This window comes from Arcicella sp. GW458-12-2-14-TSB2 (genome assembly GCF_059423785.1).
Genome location: NZ_JBWKYN010000096.1, coordinates 1 through 21,868 on the forward strand (window position 1 = coordinate 1; position 21,868 = coordinate 21,868).

General features: G+C 34.0%; 18 protein-coding genes. 9 read left to right on the plus strand and 9 right to left on the minus strand.

Annotation, left to right across the window (positions count from 1 at the left end; genetic code table 11):
* Positions 1-100 precede the first annotated feature (100 nt).
* Both AC07XN_RS14490 and AC07XN_RS14495 read left to right on the plus strand, forming a co-directional pair.
* Positions 101-727: a WbqC family protein gene (locus AC07XN_RS14490; RefSeq protein WP_309919042.1), complete on the plus strand. Its 627-nt coding sequence runs from the start codon at positions 101-103 to the stop codon at positions 725-727.
* Positions 728-887: 160 nt separating this feature from the next.
* A complete protein-coding gene (locus tag AC07XN_RS14495) occupies positions 888-3,431 on the plus strand; it encodes an ATP-dependent Clp protease ATP-binding subunit (RefSeq protein WP_309919045.1) in 2,544 nt (847 codons plus the stop codon).
* A 169-nt stretch (positions 3,432-3,600) separates the two neighbouring features.
* Here AC07XN_RS14495 and AC07XN_RS14500 read toward each other — a convergent pair whose 3' ends face one another.
* The 5 genes from AC07XN_RS14500 to AC07XN_RS14520 all read right to left on the minus strand — a co-directional run bounded on the left by AC07XN_RS14500 (position 3,601) and on the right by AC07XN_RS14520 (position 10,272).
* Positions 3,601-4,539 (minus strand): bifunctional riboflavin kinase/FAD synthetase, encoded by a 939-nt coding sequence (locus AC07XN_RS14500; RefSeq protein ID WP_494743594.1) that lies wholly within the window; start codon positions 4,537-4,539, stop codon positions 3,601-3,603.
* 95 nt (positions 4,540-4,634) lie between these two features.
* Positions 4,635-5,345 (minus strand): tRNA pseudouridine(55) synthase TruB, encoded by a 711-nt coding sequence (truB, locus tag AC07XN_RS14505; RefSeq protein WP_494743595.1) that lies wholly within the window; start codon positions 5,343-5,345, stop codon positions 4,635-4,637.
* Between the two features lie 2 nt (positions 5,346-5,347).
* Positions 5,348-6,139, minus strand: a complete 792-nt coding sequence (locus AC07XN_RS14510) for an undecaprenyl-diphosphate phosphatase (RefSeq protein ID WP_309919053.1) — start codon at positions 6,137-6,139, stop codon at positions 5,348-5,350.
* 16 nt (positions 6,140-6,155) lie between these two features.
* A complete protein-coding gene (locus tag AC07XN_RS14515; protein WP_494743596.1) occupies positions 6,156-8,708 on the minus strand; it encodes a T9SS type A sorting domain-containing protein in 2,553 nt (850 codons plus the stop codon).
* A 64-nt stretch (positions 8,709-8,772) separates the two neighbouring features.
* The gene (locus tag AC07XN_RS14520) at positions 8,773-10,272 is read right to left on the minus strand and encodes a xylulokinase (RefSeq protein ID WP_494743597.1); all 1,500 of its coding nucleotides are present in this window, start codon (positions 10,270-10,272) and stop codon (positions 8,773-8,775) included.
* 138 nt (positions 10,273-10,410) lie between these two features.
* Here AC07XN_RS14520 and AC07XN_RS14525 point away from each other — a divergent pair, with 138 nt between their 5' ends.
* From AC07XN_RS14525 to AC07XN_RS14540, 4 genes are all read left to right on the plus strand, one after another.
* Positions 10,411-11,199 carry an ABC transporter ATP-binding protein gene (locus tag AC07XN_RS14525; RefSeq protein ID WP_494743598.1) on the plus strand — a complete coding sequence of 263 codons (789 nt, stop codon included), beginning with the start codon at positions 10,411-10,413 and terminating at the stop codon, positions 11,197-11,199.
* 2 nt (positions 11,200-11,201) lie between these two features.
* On the plus strand, positions 11,202-12,851 hold the full coding sequence (locus AC07XN_RS14530; protein WP_494743599.1) for a hypothetical protein: 1,650 nt from the start codon (positions 11,202-11,204) through the stop codon (positions 12,849-12,851).
* Between the two features lie 166 nt (positions 12,852-13,017).
* Positions 13,018-15,228: a glycosyltransferase family protein gene (locus AC07XN_RS14535; protein ID WP_494743600.1), complete on the plus strand. Its 2,211-nt coding sequence runs from the start codon at positions 13,018-13,020 to the stop codon at positions 15,226-15,228.
* Positions 15,229-15,258: 30 nt separating this feature from the next.
* On the plus strand, positions 15,259-16,011 hold the full coding sequence (locus AC07XN_RS14540; RefSeq protein ID WP_309919069.1) for an ABC transporter ATP-binding protein: 753 nt from the start codon (positions 15,259-15,261) through the stop codon (positions 16,009-16,011).
* Between the two features lie 21 nt (positions 16,012-16,032).
* Here AC07XN_RS14540 and AC07XN_RS14545 read toward each other — a convergent pair whose 3' ends face one another.
* From AC07XN_RS14545 to ruvC, 4 genes are all read right to left on the minus strand, one after another.
* Positions 16,033-16,371: a type II toxin-antitoxin system RelE/ParE family toxin gene (locus AC07XN_RS14545; RefSeq protein ID WP_309919072.1), complete on the minus strand. Its 339-nt coding sequence runs from the start codon at positions 16,369-16,371 to the stop codon at positions 16,033-16,035.
* The gene (locus AC07XN_RS14550; protein ID WP_309919075.1) at positions 16,361-16,576 is read right to left on the minus strand and encodes a hypothetical protein; all 216 of its coding nucleotides are present in this window, start codon (positions 16,574-16,576) and stop codon (positions 16,361-16,363) included. Before AC07XN_RS14550 ends, AC07XN_RS14545 begins: the two co-directional genes overlap by 11 nt.
* Before the next feature lie 164 nt (positions 16,577-16,740).
* Complete coding sequence (locus tag AC07XN_RS14555; RefSeq protein ID WP_494743601.1) at positions 16,741-17,979, minus strand: hypothetical protein; 1,239 nt, start codon at positions 17,977-17,979, stop codon at positions 16,741-16,743.
* A 149-nt stretch (positions 17,980-18,128) separates the two neighbouring features.
* Positions 18,129-18,692, minus strand: a complete 564-nt coding sequence (gene ruvC, locus AC07XN_RS14560; protein WP_309919081.1) for a crossover junction endodeoxyribonuclease RuvC — start codon at positions 18,690-18,692, stop codon at positions 18,129-18,131.
* A 39-nt stretch (positions 18,693-18,731) separates the two neighbouring features.
* Between ruvC and AC07XN_RS14565 the strand changes: the two genes are divergently transcribed.
* Genes AC07XN_RS14565 through AC07XN_RS14575 form a run of 3 tightly spaced genes read left to right on the plus strand, consistent with a single transcriptional unit; the run spans position 18,732 to position 21,720 of the window.
* The gene (locus tag AC07XN_RS14565; RefSeq protein ID WP_494743602.1) at positions 18,732-19,724 is read left to right on the plus strand and encodes a lysylphosphatidylglycerol synthase domain-containing protein; all 993 of its coding nucleotides are present in this window, start codon (positions 18,732-18,734) and stop codon (positions 19,722-19,724) included.
* 31 nt (positions 19,725-19,755) lie between these two features.
* Entirely contained in the window at positions 19,756-20,871 is a 1,116-nt protein-coding gene (locus AC07XN_RS14570) for a glycosyltransferase (RefSeq protein WP_494743603.1), read from the plus strand.
* A 60-nt stretch (positions 20,872-20,931) separates the two neighbouring features.
* On the plus strand, positions 20,932-21,720 hold the full coding sequence (locus tag AC07XN_RS14575) for a sialate O-acetylesterase (RefSeq protein ID WP_494743604.1): 789 nt from the start codon (positions 20,932-20,934) through the stop codon (positions 21,718-21,720).
* Positions 21,721-21,868: the final 148 nt, after the last annotated feature.

Consider the following 21,868-nt stretch of genomic DNA (forward strand, 5'->3'; position numbering starts at 1 on the left):
AAACATGTTTGTATTTTGAGAATTTGTATTTTTTCTTGATAAATAGAATGATTTTGACATAAAAATTTGAAATTAAATCATTCTACTGTATTTTAGGGAAATGATAATTGATTTACAATATTTACCCAGTCTCGAATATTTTGTATGTTTACTTCAACACGAAACCGTTGTTATTGAAGCACACGAATATTACGAAAAGCAAAGTTACCGAAATCGTTGTATAATTCAGACAACTAATAAAATTGATACGCTGTCTATACCCGTAAAAAATGGGAATGCAAAGGTATTGATTCGGGATTTAAAAATAGAATATCACCAAGATTGGATTCGCCGACATTGGGGTGCAATACATTCAGCGTACGGAAAATCACCTTTTTTTGAATATTATTCAGAATATTTTAAAAATATTATTGAAAAAAAACCTGACTTTTTGTTCGATTTGAATCTAGAGCTTCTGTCAATTTGTCTGAAACTTTTGCGTCTCGAAAAAAAGATTATATTTACAGAAAAATATGAAAAAAATGTAGAGAACGATTTGAGAAGTAAAATTCACCCCAAAAAAGCATTTTCTACAAATGGAATTTACAAACCTACTGCTTATCGACAGAACTTTGGCAGTGAATTTGTACCTAATTTATCTATCTTAGATTTGTTATTTTGTCAGGGAAGTCAGTCTTTAAAGATACTTCAAAGTTCGATAGAAAATGAACAAAGATTAATTAATTAACGTTTAAGATTTAATTTGGAAGAGATTTACTGAAAGTAATTATTAAGAAAATAACCAGAGATTACCTTCAGCATCAGAGTAAAGAATAATTGGATTTTTCCTGTCACTCTTAACGGTCAACTCTGACGCTCTATAACGCTATAACTCAAAAACTCTAAGCATGGAGGCAAAATTTTCAAACAGAGTAAAAGAGGTTATCTCGCTCGCACGTGAGGAGGCAATCAGGCTTGGGCATGATTACATCGGGACGGAACATCTAATTTTAGGAATGATCAGAGAAGGCGAAGGCATTGCTCTTGATTTAATTAAAAAGTGTGGGACAAGCCTAGATGATTTGCGTGTTACTATAGAACAAGCTACTAAGAGTACGGTTCGATCTACGTACACTATCAAAAACAAACAAGACATTCCGCTTTCAAGACAATGCGAAAAAGTATTGAGAGTAACGTACTTGGAAGCGAGGATTTTTAAAACTAACCTTGTAGGAACGGAACATTTGTTAATGGCTATTCTTAGAGATGAGGACAATTTAGCCAAACAAATTCTTGAGAAGTTCCAGATACATTATGAATTAATTAAGGATATGGTGGAATATCAATCAAACCCTAATATCAAATCGGGTCCGTCTGACACAGATGATAACGATGATGATGCAAGAATGTTTGCAAGCGGAAACGCAGCTGGAGGAAGTTCTACCACCAATAAAGGAACGGAAAAATCTAAAACTCCTGTATTAGATAATTTCGGTAGAGATTTAACAAAAGTAGCGGAAGCGGGTAAACTAGACCCAATTGTTGGTCGTGAAAAAGAAATAGAACGTGTTGCTCAGATTCTTTCGCGTAGAAAGAAAAACAATCCAATCTTGATTGGTGAGCCAGGTGTGGGTAAAACAGCAATTGCTGAAGGACTAGCACTAAGAATCGTTCAGAAAAAAGTATCTCGTGTTTTATTCGGTAAAAGAGTCGTTACCCTTGATTTAGCTTCTTTAGTGGCAGGTACAAAATACCGTGGTCAGTTTGAAGAAAGAATGAAAGCGGTAATGAATGAGTTGGAAAAATCACCTGATGTGATTTTATTCATCGACGAATTACATACTATCGTGGGTGCAGGTGGAGCTTCTGGTTCATTAGATGCTTCGAATATGTTCAAGCCTGCTTTAGCTCGTGGTGATATACAAGTTATCGGTGCTACTACTTTAGATGAGTATCGTCAGTACATTGAGAAAGACGGAGCTTTGGCTCGTCGTTTCCAAACGGTAATGGTAGATGCTACTTCTATTGAAGAAACCATCGAAATCTTGAATAACATCAAGGATAAATATGAAGACCATCACCATGTAACTTATACTGATGAGGCGATAGAACAAGCCGTAAAATTATCTGAACGTTATATCTCAGATAGATTTTTACCTGATAAAGCTATCGACGTGATGGATGAAGTAGGAGCGAGAGTTCATATCTCAAATATTACAGTACCAGAAGATATTGTTCGTTTGGAAGAAGCCATCGAAAATATCAAGAAAGAGAAAAATGCAGTAGTTAAATCGCAGAAATACGAAGAGGCTGCTCAGTTACGTGACCGTGAAAAACGTTTGTTAGACCAATTAGACCGTGCAAAACGTGATTGGGAAGAAGATACCAAACGTCGTCGTTATACCGTATCAGAAGAAAGTGTTGCTGAAGTAATTGCACAAATGACTGGCATCCCAGTGAATCGTGTAGCTGCTACAGAAGGACAAAAGCTTCTGAATATGAATGAAGAATTGCAAGGTAAAGTAATCGGACAAAATCCAGCGATTGCGAAACTTGTTAAAGCGATTCAACGTACAAGAGTTGGCTTAAAAGACCCTAAAAAACCTATTGGTTCATTTATTTTCTTAGGTCCAACAGGGGTAGGTAAAACAGAATTAGCGAAGGTTTTAGCTACTTATTTGTTCGATAAAGATGATGCTTTAGTTAGAATCGATATGAGTGAGTACATGGAGAAATTCAGTGTATCTCGTTTAGTCGGAGCCCCTCCGGGATACGTTGGTTATGAAGAAGGCGGACAGTTAACTGAAAAGATTCGTCGTAAACCTTATGCCGTAGTATTGTTGGATGAAATTGAAAAAGCTCACCCAGATGTATTTAATATCTTACTTCAAGTATTGGACGATGGTATTTTGACTGATGGCTTAGGTAGAAGAGTTGATTTCAGAAATACTATTATCATCATGACATCAAATATCGGAGCAAGAGATTTGAAAGATTTTGGTACAGGTATTGGTTTCTCTACGAAAACTAAAGTAGATGGTTTAGATGATGCAATGAAGGGAACAATTCAGAATGCTTTGAAAAAAGCTTTCTCGCCAGAGTTCTTGAACCGTTTGGATGATGTAATTGTGTTCAATTCACTTGAACGTGAGCACATCCACCAAATCATCGACTTAATGTTGAAAAAGCTATTTATTAGAATCACTAACCTTGGCTATACAGTTGAATTGACTGAAAAAGCGAAAGACTTTATTGCTGAAAAGGGATATGATTCACAGTATGGTGCAAGACCATTAAATCGTGCTATTCAACGTTATTTAGAAGATCCAGTAGCAGAAGAAATATTGAAAGGTGATTTATCTAACGGAGATATAATTTTAGCAGATTATTCTGGCGAAGGGGATACGTTAACACTTTCAAGAATTTTAGCGCCAACAGCAACAGAAGAATAAGCGTTGGTTTTCAGATATAAAGAAGGTCGGTTCATTGAGTTGAATCGACCTTTTTTTGTGCAATTTTATGAGTTTGTTTGTAAGCAAAATAATAGGATTTAAAGCAACAATTGTTCTTTACACTATATTTTACTTCACCATAGATTATAGATGAAAATCTATTCCATAATCATTTGTCGGTACGTAGTAAGATTTCTTTAATTACTTCTTGGTCTTTAGCTATTTGAGCTTTCAGAGCATCTAATCCGCTAAATTTCTGTTCGTTTCTTACTTTTGTAATAAACTCTACAGTTAAGGTTTCTCCGTAAATTTCTTTGCTAAAATCAAAAATATTAACTTCTATCGTCTGATATGTTCCATCAACTGTTGGGCGATTTCCAATATTTAGCATTCCTCCGAAAGTTTCATTATTGTAATGCACTTTTACGGCATACACGCCATCAGTGGGTATCAGTTTCGCAATTTCCCTTACTTGTATATTGGCAGTCGGAAATCCAATGGTTCTCCCTAATTGTTTACCTTTGACAATAAGGCCAGTAATAGCATAGTTCCTACCCAATAGGTGGTCGGCAGACTGAACATTGCCTTCCGATAATGCTTTCCTGATTTTGGATGAACTTACGGCCACATGATCAATATCCTGACGAGCTATCTCTTCGATAGAAAAACCATATCTTGAAGCGTTGCTTTTTAAATAATCAAAACCACCTTCACGATTTCTACCGAAACGATGGTCATAGCCAATTACAAGCGTTTTGGTACCAATCGTGTCAATAAGAATCTTTTGGATGAATTCCTCTGAGGAAAGTTCAGAAAATTCTCTCGTAAAAGGAATAATCAAAAGGTGTTGTACGCCATTTTGTTCCAAGAGTTCAATCTTCTCGTCGAGGGTTGAAAGTAGTTTGATAGCTTGGGTATCAGAAGAAATCACACTGCGTGGATGAGGATAAAAAGTAATAACAACACTTTCTCCTAGCGTTAGCAAAGCAACTTCATTCAAGCGATTTAATATTTTTTGATGTCCAAGATGTACACCATCAAATGTGCCACTTGTTACAACTGCATTCTCTAATTTCTTGAATTCTTGTATTCCGTGATAAACTTGCATTTTTATATTAGCTCAGTTTTAAGTCCTTTTTATTGATAGGATTGCCAACAGAGTTTTATTCTTTACATTAATACTAAAAACCTAATTACCAATAATTAATCAACTTTCCTTTGTTCAATAAACTCTTGAATGGTAAGTGCGTCTTTTACATCAAATGCACCATTTTTTTCCCTCCTAAGTGAACTTAGATAAGCACCCGATTGACAAGCCAGTCCGAAATCTCTGACTAAACTTCTGATATAAGTACCCTTTGAACAAACGATAGAAAATTGGATTTCAGGAAAATTACTACTGTCAATCTCAAACTTAGAAATTTCTACTTCTCTTGATTTAATTTCAATATCAGCATCTGTTTTTCCTTTGCGGGCTAATTCATATAATCTTTTACCATTTACCTGTATGGCTGAGTAAATAGGAGGTATTTGCAAAATCTTTCCCTGAAATTTACTTAATGCTTCTTGAAGTACTACTTCGTTAATATGGTCAATAGGAAATTCTTCGTCAAACTCCGTTTCTAAGTCGATAGAAGGAGTTGTTTTGCCAAATACAAAAGTACCAGAATACTCTTTTTGCTGTGCCTGAAAAGAATCAATTTGCTTGGTCATTTTGCCAGTGCAAAGAATTAATAAGCCTGTTGCCAGAGGGTCAAGCGTACCTGCATGTCCAATTTTTTTAAAGCGACCAGCAAATTTTAATTTCTTTACAACGTCAAAAGAAGTCCAAGTAAGGGGTTTATCAATCAATAAAACCTCTCCAGGGTCTGGAGAGGTCTGATTTGGGTTCAATTTTATAGTTTCTTGATTCATTTTTAATGAGAGCCAGTAGCCGCCAAAACTAGGATGACGATTCCGACAATGATGCGATAAATACCGAAATATTTAAAGCCATATTTATTTAATACTGTGATAAAAAATTTGATTGCTAAAACAGCAACGATAAATGCTACAAGATTGCCAATACCTAAAAGTTTAACTTGTTCTTCTGAAATACTTCCCTCTTCTGAGATAAATTTCAATAATTTATAACCCGTCGCAGCTGCCATAGTGGGTACTGCTAAGAAAAAAGAAAATTCAGCAGCTAATCCTCTGCTTAATTTTTGTTGCATACCCCCCAATATTGTAGCAGCACTTCTGCTCAAGCCCGGAAACATAATTGCTAAACATTGGTACATCCCGATTTTGATAGCAGTAATGTTGTTAATGTCAACTTCTTCAGTAATGATTGGGTTTTTGAACCAGTTATCTACAAATAATAAAATAATACCACCTACCAATAATACAGAAGCAATAAAAACGGGGCTTCCGAGGTGCTCATCAATTAAATCGTCAAATAGTTTCCCAAAAATTAAAGCGGGAACAACTGCCAATGCAAGTTTTACATAGAATTGCCATTTTGAAAAATCAAAAAACTTTTTCCAGTATAACACCACAACAGCTAGAATAGCTCCCAGTTGAATACAAACTTCAAAAAGTTTGGTGAATTTGTCATTTTCAATACCTAAGTAAGAACTCATCAATACCATGTGTCCTGTAGAAGAAATTGGAAGAAACTCTGTTAAACCTTCGATAATAGCAAGAATAATTGCTTGAATTGTTGACATTGATTTAAGGGGTATGTTATTCTAAAATAAATTTACTACTGTAAATCTCTTGATTATTGTTGATTATCACAAGATAAAGCCCTTTTTTCAGGGTCGATAAATCCAAAGAAAATAAATTTTGATTCAATATAGTTTTTTCAAATACTTTATTTCCTAAAAAATCTAAGATTGATACAATGTAATTGTTTGTCTTAGGTAATTGGATTTGTAAAATACTATTGACAGGATTTGGATAAATTTTGATTAAGTTTTTTTCTTGTGAATCAATCGCTAGAATTGCATTTGTTTTGAGTTCAATAGTAGAGAATTGCGATTCCGAAAAAGCATTGATTGCCTTTAATCTGTAAAGATAATTTTGGTTATCTTTAAGTTTAGCATCTGTAAATGTTAATAGGTTTTCTGATTCAAATATTTTTTTAAAATCAGTATCTCCAATTGTTTTTCTTTCTAATATATATTTACTTGCTAATGCTATTTGTTCCCATTGTAATTGAATACTCTCGTGAGTAATCTCTAAGGCTTTCAAATTGGGCATAGCCAATATAATAGGCGTTTGAGCATTACTAATAGTTTCTTGTGAAGCTGTTTTATCACCAAAGGCTTTTATTCGATATGAATATAAAGTGTTGGCTTTTAGATTAGTATCTGTAAACTCCGAAACATTATTAGCCAATGTTTGTATTACAATAAAATCAGTATCAGCACCAGATTTTCGTTCTAATATATAATACGTAGCATTACTAATAGTATTCCATTTGATTTTAAGCACTGAGGTAGATATGATTTCAATATTTAGTATAGGCTTTTCAAGCGTTGAAGGAGTTTTGATTGCAATAATAGCATAATCAGATGATATGGTTTCATTAAGTGCTTGAATTCTATAAGTATATGTAGTATTTTGATTGAGAGTACTATCAGTATATGAGTTAACAGTATTATCAAGTGTCTTAATAATTTGGAAAGGTTTGTCTTGTTCTTGTCTCTCTAAAACATACTTTGTTGCACCCAATATACTTTGCCAAGACAAGTTGACTTTATTATAAAAAACAGGTATGGCTACAAGCTGAGGGTTAGGTAATTTTGTAGGGGCATCAGGGTCCTTGTCTTCAATCTTAACATCTTGAAATGTTAAGGCTTTCACACCAAGATTATTTTGAAGGTAAGGCCCCCCAAAAAAACCTCGTTTTTCAGTGTCATCGTAAGGAAAATATGGAAGTAAATAAGTTAGTTTAGTCGCTGTAGAATTAGATTTTAAAGTAAGTATAATTTTATTTTTATCTGCTTTCCCCGAAACTACTTCACCTAATTTATTATCTAGTAGGAAATAGTTTTTCATGTATTGAGTTACTAAAGAGCCATCATTATTCGTTAATAAAGTGTCATTTTTCCACAGCATTTTTTGATCTTCATCAAATACTAGGGCAATTTCATTTTTTTTGTCTGTCGTATAAAATATCTTTTTTATACTTGGAGAAGAGACACTTTCAACGAATTTCACTCCATAGAAATCCCTTTCTAATCTTCTGAAAATTTCATTGGCAAATTGAATATATCCTTCGTTCGTATAATGAGCTCCATCATAACCATTGTTACCCACAGTGGCGATGCTTTCGATGAAAGGGGCATATTTTTCCTGAATTTTTCTTTGATAATCCCTTAATGTACCTGAGCCGTATTTTTTATAGGCAATTGAGTTTATCTGGAATATGTAATACTTGTTGAGATTAGCGTAATCTTGTCTCCAACTATTAAAAAGTTTGTCAAATTTGGTAGGCCAGTTTTCAGGTTCGTTTTCGGCAATATCATTTTCCCCTTGCCAAAAAAACAAGGCCCTAAAGTTTTTATCAACGTGTGCTTTTTGAGCTCTATATAATAATCTACCATAGATTGAATAGATATTAGTGGGGTTAGAATCATTCCTTTGGTGGAGGTCTATTTGTGTTCCATGCACAGAACCGTTGATGATACAGCTTGGCATTTTATATTTTTCAAGGAATAACCTTTGAAGTTCTAATCCCCAAGTACCAACGGAATAATCAGATTGTGTCCAAAGTGTATCAGCTTCTGTATATGCCTTACCATACTGTGGTAAACCAAACGTTCTACAATATTTATTGGTGAAAGAGTAGGGGAAGTAATTAACATTATAAGCGGCTCCATTAGATTGTCCATTGATGAGAAATACTTCACCTGCTGAAATATTTTTCCGTGATACCATTAAAATTGAGTCCAAGCCTTTGCAAGCATATATTTCAAAATTATAATCTGCTAATTCAGCTTTAATGGTAGGAGCTAAGGAAAAAGTGCCAATACCTTTATCGTTGTATCTAAAGATGGAGCGTTTATATTGAAATTTTTCTGAATTTCTTGATACTAATACAGACATATAATCCCAACCTGCAATTTCAATAATTCCTGAAATATCGACAGTTGCTTCTTTATTATCGTTACGTTGGTAGATTTGAGAATCACTAGGTAGTTGATTAAATACGACGGAGTAAACTCTTTGTGAGTGCATTTGAAAACTTACAAAGAGGAGTAGAATAACTAATAGGAGATTTTTTTTCATTTGAAGACACGTGATTTATTAAACAAAGATAATCACGTGTCTTCAATAATCTAATCAAGAAAGTCTAAAGGCTGTTATTTTTCAGCTGATTATCAAGAATACTTTTCCAGTCTTGATATATTTCTTTGTAAGCATTGGCTTTTGAAGTATCAGGTTCAATTACCCCAATTTTTTCCATATTCACGAAGGCATCTTTAGGTTGAGCAAAATATTTCACGCCGATACCTGAACCCAATGCAGCACCTTTTGCACCATCAGTATCGTATAATTCAACGGCAACGCCTGTAACATTTACTAATGATTGCGAGAAAACCTCACTTAAAAACATATTAGCCTTGCCTGCTCTAATGACAGAAGGAGATGTGCCATTTTCTGCCATAATATCCATTCCATATTTCAAAGAATAAGCGATACCTTCTTGGGCAGCACGAATAATGTGTGCATTGGTGTGCGCATTAAGATTCAAACGTTGAAAAGTAGCACCAATCACCTTATTTTCTAATACTCTTTCAGCACCATTTCCAAAAGGTAAAACTCTAAGTCCATCGGCTCCTTCACTAACACCAGCAGCAAGGGAATTCATTGCCTGATAGCTTAATCCACTAGCTACATTATCACGAACCCAACGGTTCAGAATACCTGTACCATTGATACACAAAAGCGTCCCTAATCGATTGGCACCATTCAATTCATGGTTTACATGGGCAAAAGTATTTACCCTTGATTTTGGGTCATAGCTCACTTTATCCGAAACAGAATAAATTACGCCCGATGTTCCTGCTGTTGCGGCTACTTCTCCGGGGTCTAATACATTCAATGAAAGAGCATTATTAGGTTGGTCGCCCGCTTTATAAGTTACAGGAATACCCGCTTGTAAGCCTAAAGTGTCTGCAACAGAACTTTTTGTCTCACCATGATTTGAAAATAAGGGACGAATATCAGGTAAAATAGTTGAAGGAAAACCATAACATTTCATCACGTCTTCTGAAACGCCATTTGTTTGGAAATCCCAAAAGATACCTTCTGAAAGAGCAGAGTTTGAGGTAGTGATTTCGCCTGTCAATTTCATCGCAATAAAATCACCAGGAAGCATAATTTTATAAATTGAGCCATATATTCTCGGTTCATTTTCTTTGACCCAAGCCAATTTAGACGCAGTAAAGTTTCCTGGAGAGTTAAGTAAATTAGCCAAACTTTTTTCATGACCAATTTTATCAAAAGCTTTATTGCCTATTTCGACAGCACGGCTATCGCACCAGATAATTGATGGTCTTAAAACATTCAGGTTTCTATCAACAATTACCAATCCATGCATTTGATACGCTATACCGACCGCTTGAATATCTTTAGGATTATATTTACCAGATGAATTACATCTTTGGATTGCTAATTGAACACAGGTCCACCACATTTCAGGGTCTTGTTCCGCCCAGCCATCATGCGGAGAAGAAATCGTATTTTCTGTATCAGGATATTGTGCTGAGGCAACTAATTTGCCTGTTGAACCATCCACAACAGATGCTTTAATGGATGAGGTACCTAAATCTAAACCTAAAAGTAACATAGTCGAAGTTTGTATTTATTGAGATTATTGGGTAATTTTTTTTGATTACCTTACACAAAAATATAGAAAAAAAAATAAATGTTCTATACTGTTCTAGTTATATTTTATTTTTAACCAAAAATTAAACCAAAACAAAAAATGGAAGAACGCTCACCAGTAATTTCAATAAAGAACCTACAGAAGAGCTATGGCGATCAAGAGGTATTAAAAGGTATTAATCTTGACATTTATAAAGGCGAAATCATTGGTTATATCGGGCCAAATGGTGCTGGAAAAAGTACTACGCTAAAAATTTTGATTGGCATACTGGGGGATTTTTCGGGCGAAGTGTCTATTCTGGGCTATGATGTTACTAAAGATGCCATGGAAGTCAAAAAACGTATTGGCTATGTACCCGAAAATGCGATGCTTTATGAAGTCTTAACACCGATGGAGTATTTACTTTTTATAGGTAGGTTGTATCATCTTGAAGATGCGCAGATAGAAAAACGTGCCAAAGAATTACTTGGTTTGTTTGGACTGAGTGATGTGGTAGATACAAGGATGAGTACTTTTTCAAAAGGAATGCGCCAAAAAGTATTGTTGATTTCGGGCTTAATTCATAATCCTGAAATTATTTTCTTAGATGAACCTCTTTCTGGACTGGATGCCAATGCTGTAATTTTGGTGAAAGAAATTTTGGCAAAACTAAAAGAAGCTGGAAAGACTATTCTATATTCTTCACATATTATGGATGTTGTTGAAAAACTATCCGACCGTATCGTGATTATCAATAAAGGCGAAGTGGTGGCTAATGGTACTTTTCAAGATTTAAAAGCTCAGGGTTCTAAGCTTTCATTAGAAAGTGTCTTTGGTAGCTTGACAGGTGCCAATGAAGAAAACCAAAGCCGTGCTGATGATTTTATTCAAGCTTTATCCTCTCAATAATTATGACAAAGTTTATTCTTCGCATTCTCGATAAACTCCAATGGCTTTTTAAATGGTTGTCTGTTGATTACCCTACTTTAAGAGCCATCGTGGAGGTAAAGCTAATTGCTGAAAACCGTAGAGTACATGGATTACAAAGAAACCAACAGCAAAAAAAGGAGCAAAGCAATACGTTCTTGAAATCATTATTGCTTCAAGCATTTTTTAGTTTGCTATATGGTTTAATGATACTATTTATTAAACAGCCAGTATATTTAGTAATGATGCTGAGTTTTGCTTTCATCATGTTTATGGTGGCTTTTAATATGATTTCTGATTTTGCCGAAGTACTTTTTGATACAAGCGATAATATTATTCTATTGCCAAGGCCAGTGGATGGCAAAGTGATTTGGATGGCTCGTTTAATTCATATTATTGTTTTTTTAGGAGCATTAACCTTAGCTAATTCCTTTGGGTCAATCATCTTTACGGCCTATAAATTCGGTTGGCAGGCGGGCATACTTTTTATAGGCTGTGTGGTTTTATTATGCTTGATAACTATTTTTCTAACGAGCATTCTTTACTTATTACTTACCAAAGTTGTATCTGAAGAAAAACTAAAAGATATTATTGGGTATGCGCAAATTGCCTTTTCAGTATTCTTGGCAGTAGGGTATCAGTTTATCGCACGAACTGATAAGCTAATCGGTACATCAACCCAAGAAATTGTCATTAAATGGTGGCACTACATAACCCCTCCAGCGTGGTTTGCAGGCGTAATGGAGGCTTTTATTGAAAAACACTTCGAGTTGCCTTATATCATTTTCTCGGTCTTGGTCCTGATAGTTCCTTTTGCGGCTTTGTATGTTATGAATAATTATTTGTCGCCGTTATTTGCCAAAAGTTTGTCTGGTTTAGGCACGCCATCAATCATCGAGGATGAGCGACAAAGGGCTGCTCCCAAAAACAATTTGTTGCATATACTTTCAAAAGTTTTTACGAAAACTACCTTAGAAAAATCAGCTTTTGAATTAGTCTGGATTATTACTGCACGCGACCGAAAGTTTAAAGTGCGTGCCTATCCGATTTTTGGGATGTTGATTTATTTTATGTACAATTTTTTTACTCAAACTGACAAAGAAGCTTTTAATGTATTGATGGTATTATATTATGCCATGTTTATTATCTGGATTTTTTCACAGCAAATCTATATTTCTGATGATTGGAAGGCTGCTTGGGCATATCGAGTAGCTCCACTGGTTCAGCCAGGAGAGATTTTGTTGGGTGGTCTAAAAGCTGTTTTAGTGAAAGTCGGCATTCCCGTATATATTATTATCGGCGCTGTTGTGATGTATAAGTCTGGCTTTGGTATGATCGACGATATTCTTTTTGCTATGGCAAGTACACTGCTCTTTATTAGTTTAAATGTGTTTGGAGGCGAGTTTTCATTACCATTTTCAATTGAAGTGGTGAATGGAAAGGTAAAAGGGAGTCAATGGATGAAGTTTTTATTCTTGTTTTTTGTGGCACCAATCTTAGGTTTTTTACATTTTTTCATTGCAAAAACGACTTATGGGCTAATAGCATTAACGCCCATCTTGTTAATCATTGCTTTATTTTTGTTGAAAGAATACCGAAAAATCAGTTGGGAAAGAATTAAGGACGGTCTTTAAACGTGAGAAATTGTAGATGAAATTTATTGTTGACAAACATTTCGGGAATAATATCAGATTTAAAAGGCATTGATTTAGAATTCTTTGATGAGTTTTTCTGTAATTTTGAGAACTTTCTTATGAAAGAGGTTTCAAAATGCTTACCACATCAAATAATTTATAACCAATGCCTATACTATTACTAGTTATTTGTTTTTTATTGCTAACTTTTTTAAACTACAATACTTCCTCCACTACTAGCAGAATTGAGCCATTGTTTTTGCCGATTATGAAATCGGTTATTTTACTTTCCGCTTTTGTAATTTTAAGTGTTGAAGTAGCTTCATTTTTTGATATTCTTACTTCTCAATTTATTAAAATAGCTTGGTTAGTTTTAGCTATTTTATTGGTCTTTAGGGTTTATTCGCTTAATATTTTTCAACAGCAGTTTAAGATATATATTAATACGTTTAATGACCTTTTTAGGGTTAGAGACAAAGAAAGTAAAGTGATTTTGTATGCTGTTATATTATTGATTCTAATTCCATTACTTTTTTTAAGTATATATTGTCCTCCAAACAATATGGACTCTATGACTTATCATCTTACGAGAGTACAGTTTTGGATACAAAATAAGAATATAAAGTTTTATCAGACCCAATTTCAATTTCAACTTTTTTATAATGTCTTGTCGGAATACTGGTTGCTTACCACCATTCTATTAAGTGATTCTGATTTGTTTGTTAATGTAATTCAATACTTTTCGATGTTGGGAAGTGCCTTGACAGTGGTTTTAATAACAGGCATTTTTGGTGTTGATTTAAGAAGCAAAGTCTTTGTCTTTATTTTTTGTATTACTTTACCGATAGGTATTCTAGAAAGCACTACAACTCAAAATGATTATCTGTCAGCATATTTCTTTTTAAACTTCCTATATTTTTGTCTACTATTAATTCAGCATAAAAAATTAGAATGGTCATTGATTTTTTGGTGTGTTGCATCAATTATTTTAGGCGGATTTACTAAATATACCGCTTTTCTATTTGCTGTTCCATTTTGTGTATGGTTAACCATAAGTATTATCAAGAACGCAGGTTTATTTAGTGCTATAAAAGTTGGGTTGTTTGGTGCTTTTCTATTCTGTTTGGTATTTTTCCCTTTTTTTTACAGAAACTATCAAACATTTGGCAGTATTTTATCGCCATTGCCTACATCAACGTTTTATGCTGGTAATGCCTACACTGTAGAACATATTTCTATAGAGGCAACATTATCTACTATGATAAAAAATGCGGGGATACATTTAGGGCTACCAATTACTAGTTATAATCAGCAAATCAAAAATATCGTTGAGAAAGCACATGAACTTTTGCATTATTCGTCTGGAGATCTAAACAGTTCATTAGGTGAATATCAAGCGGTGTTTACCTTGACAGAAGATCGTTCAGGAAACTTTTTTCATTTTTGGATAATCACCTTTGGGTTTGTATTGTTAGGCTTGAGTTTTTTTAGAAAATCGTTCCAGAAATCTCAGAAGTATTATGGTGTAATGGTTTCTTATGCTATCCTATTATTTGTAGGACTTCTTATTTATTCTGCTATTTTCAAATGGCAATGGTTTCATTCAAGAACTCAAATTTCATTTTTCTTAGCTTCTGCTCCATTTTTAGTATTATTATTCAGAAATTTCCTGAAATCTACCGTTCTCTATCGGAGTAGTGTATTTCTATTAGTGTTATTGGCTTTACCCTATGTATATGTAAATCCTAAAAAAACAATATTACCAGTAAGGTATCTAGTGAAAAAAACGTTGGGTTATGTACCAATAGAGCTCGATAATCATATTCCTGCGATACTGAAAAACCCAGTTATTTTAAAATTTTACCATACCAAAGATAATAAGGTTTGGACATTGGATGGAGGTCAAAGTTATTCAACTAAAATAACCATCAACCAAATATTGGCAGATGCTGGATTCTATAATGAAGACATGCTGACTGTTTTTACAGGAACTAGATTTGATAAGTATTTCTTTGGGAATGTATCTCAAAATAATGACTTAGTTAAAATTGCTGAGATACTAGATAAGAACGGAGGAGATAAAACCATTGGTATAGTTTACAAAAGTCATACGATGTTGGTCTATCCTTTTTGGAAACTCCCTCAAACTAATCAAGGAAAGAATACCTTTGAATACATTTATTATTCTAAGGAAATAAAGGATGTTTATAATCAAAATAAGCCTTATAGTTATATTATTTCAACAGTTTCTCCGAAAAAACTAGCCATTTCAGACAACGATATTAAAAAGATATATCGACTGCAAGACTACTTTTTGATAGAATTGTCAAGGCCTTCAACAAAAACTTATTATTGGGAAGAATACAAATTTAAATGATTTACTTTAGTAAATCTTGTGGAATTAAGGATGTTAAAACTAGAAAATATAGTTAAAAAATATGATGATAAAACAGTTGTCGATAATGTTTCAGTAGAAGTACAAGCAGGTGAAATTTTAGCAATTGTAGGAGAGAGCGGTTCAGGAAAAACTACTTTTTTAAACATCATTTCAGGAAATATAATGCCTGATGAAGGAAAATTATGGTTAAATAACGAGGCACTCAATTTATATTTTAATAGATTAATCAGAGACTTCCCTAATATCAAGCTTGTTCCGCAAGATTATAGATTAAAACCTGAGCACAAAATTTGGGAAAATATAGACCTTGCTCTTACTCATTATACCCCTGAATATCGAAAAGAAAGAGTGAAAGAATTATTAGAACTTTGTGGTATTACAGCGGTAAAAGATAAAAAACCAAGGGAAGTTTCGGGCGGAGAAAAGCAAAGAACTGCTATTGCACGTGCCATTGCTGAAGAACCCTTAGCTTTGCTATTGGACGAACCTTTCAGCAATTTAGACTCGATTAATCGTACAAAATTGAGGTCAAAAATTGTTGAGATTATTAAAAAAGAGCTGATTGCTTGTGTATTAGTAACGCACGACTTATTAGATGCTTTTTTGGTAGCGGATAAAATTGCGATTATGCATCAAGGGAAAATCTTGAAGATAGACACGCCACAAAATATATATGATGAACAAACTGATGAGTACATCAAACATTTTGTTCAAAGTGCCATTGAGCCTATCAAAGTTTTTCAGGAGCGGTATGTTTTGTGAGGGATTGTAGAGTAAGTAAGTTCACTCTTTAATATCTTGTACTATTTTAATAAGCTCTTTGATTTCATTATCATTCAGAGATGATCTTTCCGACTTATCATAAATTGAAAGTAAATACAGTTCCTTGTCAGCTACATATACACAAGTAAGAACTCTTGCTCCACCAGATTTCCCTTTGTTTTTACTAGCAATTGAAAGTCTAATTTTATAACAATCATTACCTAATGGAGTACCTTGTTGAGGGTTATCTTTTAAGCTTTCTATAAAACTTATTAATTCATTTTTGAGAGATGGGAATTTCTTAATAAGCCTTTTTGCCTGTCTTTGAAAAGGTAGAATAGGAATTATTTCAAAGCTCATTTAAAAAATCAGTTAAGTTTGGTTTTGAAATTTTCCCTTCTCTAATAAGTTTTACTTCCTCAAATGCTTCCAATAATTCTTGTCGATGCAAAGCTTTTGATTCGTCAGGCAAATGTAACTTTTCACGAATGATATCCCATTCTTGGATTGGAATGAAAACACCCGTAATACTGCCTGTATGGTCAGCTAAATATTGTAAGTTCATATTGTTCGGTAAGTACCTGATTTGGTTTTAAAAATAATGTATTTATAAAGGTTGAATATCATTATAACAAAAATAAACAATAATTTTAAAACTCAACGGTATTTTATAGATTGACTAGCAATGAAGGAGCGGAAAGAAAGGACAAAATTCAATCAACTGTTATATCATAACTCAAATGAAATACCTTCAGATTCTTTCTTGTCGGCATATAGAATAATCTCTTCTTTTTTACCATTAACAGTAAATCTAATGGCGGTAGTATTGGCCCCTTCGCTACCCGTATTATTGGCAAAAACTGTTAAAATATTTTTCTGGTTAGGATTGATTCTCAAAGTTACAATCTTAGATTGCTTCGTAAGTAAATGTTTTTCAAGGATATACTGTCCATTGAAACAAACAGAAACGATGTCTCCATCTTCGTTTTCATGGTCAAAAAGTTCGATGTTTAATAGTTCATTACCTACTTTAAAATGATGCTTTATTTTTACTTTTCGCTCCATTTCGCAGTAAATTTTATCGGCTTTCCGACCTAAAAATGGTTTTGAGATAGTTTTGATAGGTAGATTATAAGAAATTTGAAAACCGATGTAGGCACCGCTTTCTAAGGCTGAAGTTGAAGCGACCACTTGATTATTAGTAATGCCCGAATAAGTATTCGATACCAGATGTTGTAAGGGAATACCCACTCTGATGCCCATATTCAAAGAACGCATATCATTGGCAGGTCGCCAATAGGTTTTACCAATTTCAAAAAAAAACATATTTGATTGCTGATTCACAACCTTACTTTCTATCCTAAATCCTTGTCCATTAGCTACCCAATCTTCGCTTTCTTTGGCAGATTGAGTAAGGAAATTCATCGTTCTGGCACCTACTTCCAAATAATTTCTTACTTCTCCGAGCGCCCTTCTTCCTCTCGACTTAGAGGTATAGGTCAAGCTTGCAGAAAAACCAGAATAGCTAATAGTGTTTTGCCAAATGCTTGATTCTTTGTCATTTATGACGAAATGATAGGGGGCTTTAATCGAATAGCTACTTGGAGCGCACGTATAATATGCACCAATTTCTGTTTTAAAAATTCTGTTATTGCGTAAAAGCTTAGCATAGTTAATGCCCAAATCAAAAGAACCAATCAATCCATATAGGGTTGTTTTACCATCTTTATTAATGCTAGAATTAATAGGCAGCGCAGTAAATGGAAAAGGTGTATAAGAAAATGCTCCTTGCTGATAGCCATTTGAAATAGTATTACTTTGTGGTAACCCAAAGGTAAATAATGTAGCCGAAGGATGTATACTGATGGTACTGATACCCTGTTTATTGGAGATTTGAGCATCAAGAACATTCAGCCTTAATAAACACAACAAAAACACAGTAAAGAGCTGTAGAGCACAAGTTTTCATCTAATAAGTAAGTTTGATATTATTCAAATTAAATAAAGCGTTGATGTTTTAAGTAGTCTATTTAAAGCAAAATGTTGTATATCAGGATTTTATACTAAAGTAGCGGACTGCTCAAAGCTCACCACTCAAAGCTCGTAGCTAATAAAATCCTATTTAATTCTTTCAGGATTTTCATTCACGAATGCTCCCCAACCTTTTTTAGTACCTTTGTTCGTTGCCATGATGCTATTACCGTGAAAGTGATGGCAAACCGCAATGCCCAGTGCATCGGTGGCATCAAACATCTTGGCATCTAGTTTCATTTTTAGCAACTGGTCTAGCATATGGGCTACTTGTTCTTTGGAAGCATTACCATTGCCCGTTACCGATTGTTTTACTGTCTTGGGAGAATATTCTACAATTGGTATCTCCCGAGATAGCGCCGCCGCCATGACTACCCCTTGGGCTCTGCCCAACTTTAGCATCGATTGTACATTCTTTCCAAAAAAAGGTGCTTCAATAGCCATCTCATCAGGCATGAATTCTTCAATTACCGAGATGATTCGTTCATATATTTTCTTTAACTTAATTTCCTGCGTGCTATATTTGCTAACATTGATAACGCCATATTGTAAAACTTTTATTTCGTTGCGCTGAACCAATATTACCCCATAACCCATAAAACGAGTACCTGGGTCGACGCCTAAAATTATTTTTTCTGTATTATTTACCATTTCTTAGCACAAAAATTTCCGTCTCTGCTTTATCTTTTCATGCAAAATACCAACGAAACAAATCCGAAAACAAGCATTTTATCTGAAAAACTATTTTCATTGTTCAAAACATTGCTTTTCGTCGTGATTGTCTGGATGCTATACAAGGCTTTTGATCAGAAACAGCAAAATATTGATAGTTTGCTATTGGAATGCCAAAAAGCTTTTGTTGTAAAGAATCTGTGGAAAGGACTTTTGTTAATACTACTAATTTTTTTTAATTGGGGGTTTGAAGCCAAGAAATGGCAACAACTAGCCCTGAAAGTTGAGGAGATTTCGCTAAAAGAAGCTTTCAAGGGAGTATTGATGGGGTTGTCTTTAGGATTTATTACCCCAGCGAACTTAGGAGATTATGCAGGAAGGATGTGGAAGTTTAAACAACAAAAAAGAGCAGAAAGTATAGGCGCTATTCTGTTGGGCAATGGAATACAATTTTATATCTCTTTGCTGTTTGGCACGTTATCTTTTGGGTATTTTGTGATTACTAATAACCAAATTATTGTAGGTATCAATGGCATCATTATGGTTGTATTAATATTGAGCTTGTCTTTGGGCTTTTTAGCTTATTTAAAACGACATTTATTTTATCTTTTTGTATTAAAAATACCTTATTTAAAAAAGTTTGCTCATAGTGTGAAAATCCTAGAGCATTTTAGTAATGAGGAGGTAAGAAAGGTTTTTCTATGGGGACTATTGCGTTATTTTACCATCTCGCTACAATTTGTATTGGTACTATTGATTTTTGAAGTCAAGTTGAATATGATAGATTTATGGACAATCTCATGTTTAATTTTTCTCGTTAAAACCATTGTCCCAGCTATTAATTTTATAGGTGATTTAGGGATTCGAGAATTTTCTGCTATCTACTTTTTTGGTTTTTACCAAGTAAATCATGCGGCCGTTATTACCGCCACTTTTGTACTTTGGTTTATCAATATTCTGTTTCCTGTATTAGTAGGAAGTATTTTATTATTGAAAACGAAGATTCGTTAATTTTTATCGATTAATCAACCACCACATAATTATGCTGTTATTTATTATCTTGATGACTACCGCCTTTTACTTTATTTTCAATCTAGTGTTAATTGTAGTTTGGAAAGAAATGAGGGCAAAACATAAAATACCGCCTGTTCAGAGAGATACCAAACTCACTGTGATTGTGCCTGTAAGAAACGAGGCCAATAATATTTTACAACTACTTCAAGACCTGAATCAACAGACTTATCCTTTTGAAAACTTTGAAGTGATTATTGCCAATGATGGTTCAACAGATGATACTGAAAACATCGTATTAGCATTTCAAGAAATAGCTTATTACGAACTCAAAGTGTTAAACCTATTGAATGATAGTAGTGCTTCTCCCAAAAAGAGAGCCATTCAAAAGAGCATAGAAATATCTTCGGGAGAATTATTAATTACCACTGATGGCGATTGTTCTGTATCACGTGATTGGCTGAGTTCAATTCAGCAGTTTTATGAAACAAAACAAGTTAAATTAATCAGTTCGCCTGTCACCTTTACAGAAAAAAATACCTTCTGGAATACGATTCAAATCATAGAGTTTGCTAGTTTGATAGGCTCAGGAGCTTGTGCGATGTATCTGAAAAAGCCCAATATGTGCAATGGTGCCAACTTGGCATATACACGTGAAGTATTTGAAGAAGTAAATGGTTTTGCAGGCAATGAAATGGTGGCTTCGGGTGATGACGAATTTTTGATGCATAAAATTGCCAAAAAATATCCTGATAAAGTCTTTTTTAATATGGATGTCGATGCAATAGTAAGAACTACGTCGCAAGAGAATTTATCTCACTTTTACCAACAAAGACGACGTTGGGCAAGTAAATGGAAACATTACGATAATTGGCAGGTAAGTGCTTTGGCTATCTTTATTTTCTTGGCTAATCTTAGCGTATTAATCGCCTATTATTTGATAAATGAATATTTGGGGATAGGTATTTTAGTGCTGAAATTTTCTGCTGAGTTTTTCTTTTTATCATTAGTAATTACGTTTCTAGGATATCGAAATAAAATCATTTATATCCCTATTGTGCAATTAATCTATCCATTTTATGTAGTCTTTTTTGGACTGTTAGCACAAGGCAAAGGGTATCGTTGGAAGGGGAGAAAATTGCAGTAGAAAAACTTGAAGAATAGCTTTGAAAGATAGGATGAAAATATTTTGCTAAATAAACTCACGATGAAAAAGATAGCTTTCTTAATAGTAGCCACTATTGTTTTTGTTACCCAAACTTTCGCACAAGTTCCTGAACAAGTGGATTCAAATTTTGATATTTATATTTTAATGGGACAGTCGAATATGGCTGGGAGGGGCAAAATAACAGAGGAATATCAAAAAGAAGCTAACCAAAATATATTTGTATTAACGAAAGACAATACTTGGGCTGTTGCCAAGCACCCACTTCATTTTGATAAGCCCCCAATAGTGGGTGTAGGGCCGGGATTACAATTTGCCTTGACCATTTTAGCAGCAAACAAAACGAAAAAGATTGGGTTAGTTCCTACCGCAGTAGGCGGAACATCAATCAATTTGTGGAAACCGAATGCTTATGACGCTAGTACAAAAACACATCCATTTGATGATGCGATTCATAGGATAAAAGAAGCCATGCAGTATGGAGTAATAAAAGGCATTATTTGGCTACAGGGAGAATCAGATGCTAGTCCTAAAAAAGCTGAAAACTATGAAGTCAAATTTAAAACCATGATAGATTCAATAAGAGTATTGGTAAATAATCCAAAACTCCCCGTTATTCTAGGCGAATTAGGACAATACAGACCTGAATATGTCCAGTTTAATCATGATGTACTAAAAACAATTCCATCCAAAATTCCTTATACTGCTTTGGTTTATTCAAAGGGACTAGTTCATAAAGGTGATACAATACACTTTGATGCTCCATCTGCTGAAATGTATGGAAAACGCTTTGGGAAGGCAATGATTAAGTTGCAGAAGAAAATAAAATGATAAGGTATCGGTCAATTTTTTTAAATAAGATAGCTAATATATCGATACTTATTGTTTACAACATAAACACTTATTGAATAAACATTTTGTCATTAATTTATGTAAATTTATACAGATTAGTTAAACAAAATAAAGATGGAAACTATAC

Bases quoted from the DNA above. Each gene is read 5' to 3' on its own strand.
- AC07XN_RS14490 (WP_309919042.1), top strand. From the start codon at position 101: ATGATAATTGATTTACAATATTTACCCAGTCTCGAATATTTTGTATGT.
- AC07XN_RS14495 (WP_309919045.1), top strand. From the start codon at position 888: ATGGAGGCAAAATTTTCAAACAGAGTAAAAGAGGTTATCTCGCTCGCA.
- AC07XN_RS14500 (WP_494743594.1), bottom strand. From the start codon at position 4,539: ATGCAAGTTTATCACGGAATACAAGAATTCAAGAAATTAGAGAATGCA.
- truB (WP_494743595.1), bottom strand. From the start codon at position 5,345: ATGAATCAAGAAACTATAAAATTGAACCCAAATCAGACCTCTCCAGAC.
- AC07XN_RS14510 (WP_309919053.1), bottom strand. From the start codon at position 6,139: ATGTCAACAATTCAAGCAATTATTCTTGCTATTATCGAAGGTTTAACA.
- AC07XN_RS14515 (WP_494743596.1), bottom strand. From the start codon at position 8,708: ATGAAAAAAAATCTCCTATTAGTTATTCTACTCCTCTTTGTAAGTTTT.
- AC07XN_RS14520 (WP_494743597.1), bottom strand. From the start codon at position 10,272: ATGTTACTTTTAGGTTTAGATTTAGGTACCTCATCCATTAAAGCATCT.
- AC07XN_RS14525 (WP_494743598.1), top strand. From the start codon at position 10,411: ATGGAAGAACGCTCACCAGTAATTTCAATAAAGAACCTACAGAAGAGC.
- AC07XN_RS14530 (WP_494743599.1), top strand. From the start codon at position 11,202: ATGACAAAGTTTATTCTTCGCATTCTCGATAAACTCCAATGGCTTTTT.
- AC07XN_RS14535 (WP_494743600.1), top strand. From the start codon at position 13,018: ATGCCTATACTATTACTAGTTATTTGTTTTTTATTGCTAACTTTTTTA.
- AC07XN_RS14540 (WP_309919069.1), top strand. From the start codon at position 15,259: ATGTTAAAACTAGAAAATATAGTTAAAAAATATGATGATAAAACAGTT.
- AC07XN_RS14545 (WP_309919072.1), bottom strand. From the start codon at position 16,371: ATGAGCTTTGAAATAATTCCTATTCTACCTTTTCAAAGACAGGCAAAA.
- AC07XN_RS14550 (WP_309919075.1), bottom strand. From the start codon at position 16,576: ATGAACTTACAATATTTAGCTGACCATACAGGCAGTATTACGGGTGTT.
- AC07XN_RS14555 (WP_494743601.1), bottom strand. From the start codon at position 17,979: ATGAAAACTTGTGCTCTACAGCTCTTTACTGTGTTTTTGTTGTGTTTA.
- ruvC (WP_309919081.1), bottom strand. From the start codon at position 18,692: ATGGTAAATAATACAGAAAAAATAATTTTAGGCGTCGACCCAGGTACT.
- AC07XN_RS14565 (WP_494743602.1), top strand. From the start codon at position 18,732: ATGCAAAATACCAACGAAACAAATCCGAAAACAAGCATTTTATCTGAA.
- AC07XN_RS14570 (WP_494743603.1), top strand. From the start codon at position 19,756: ATGCTGTTATTTATTATCTTGATGACTACCGCCTTTTACTTTATTTTC.
- AC07XN_RS14575 (WP_494743604.1), top strand. From the start codon at position 20,932: ATGAAAAAGATAGCTTTCTTAATAGTAGCCACTATTGTTTTTGTTACC.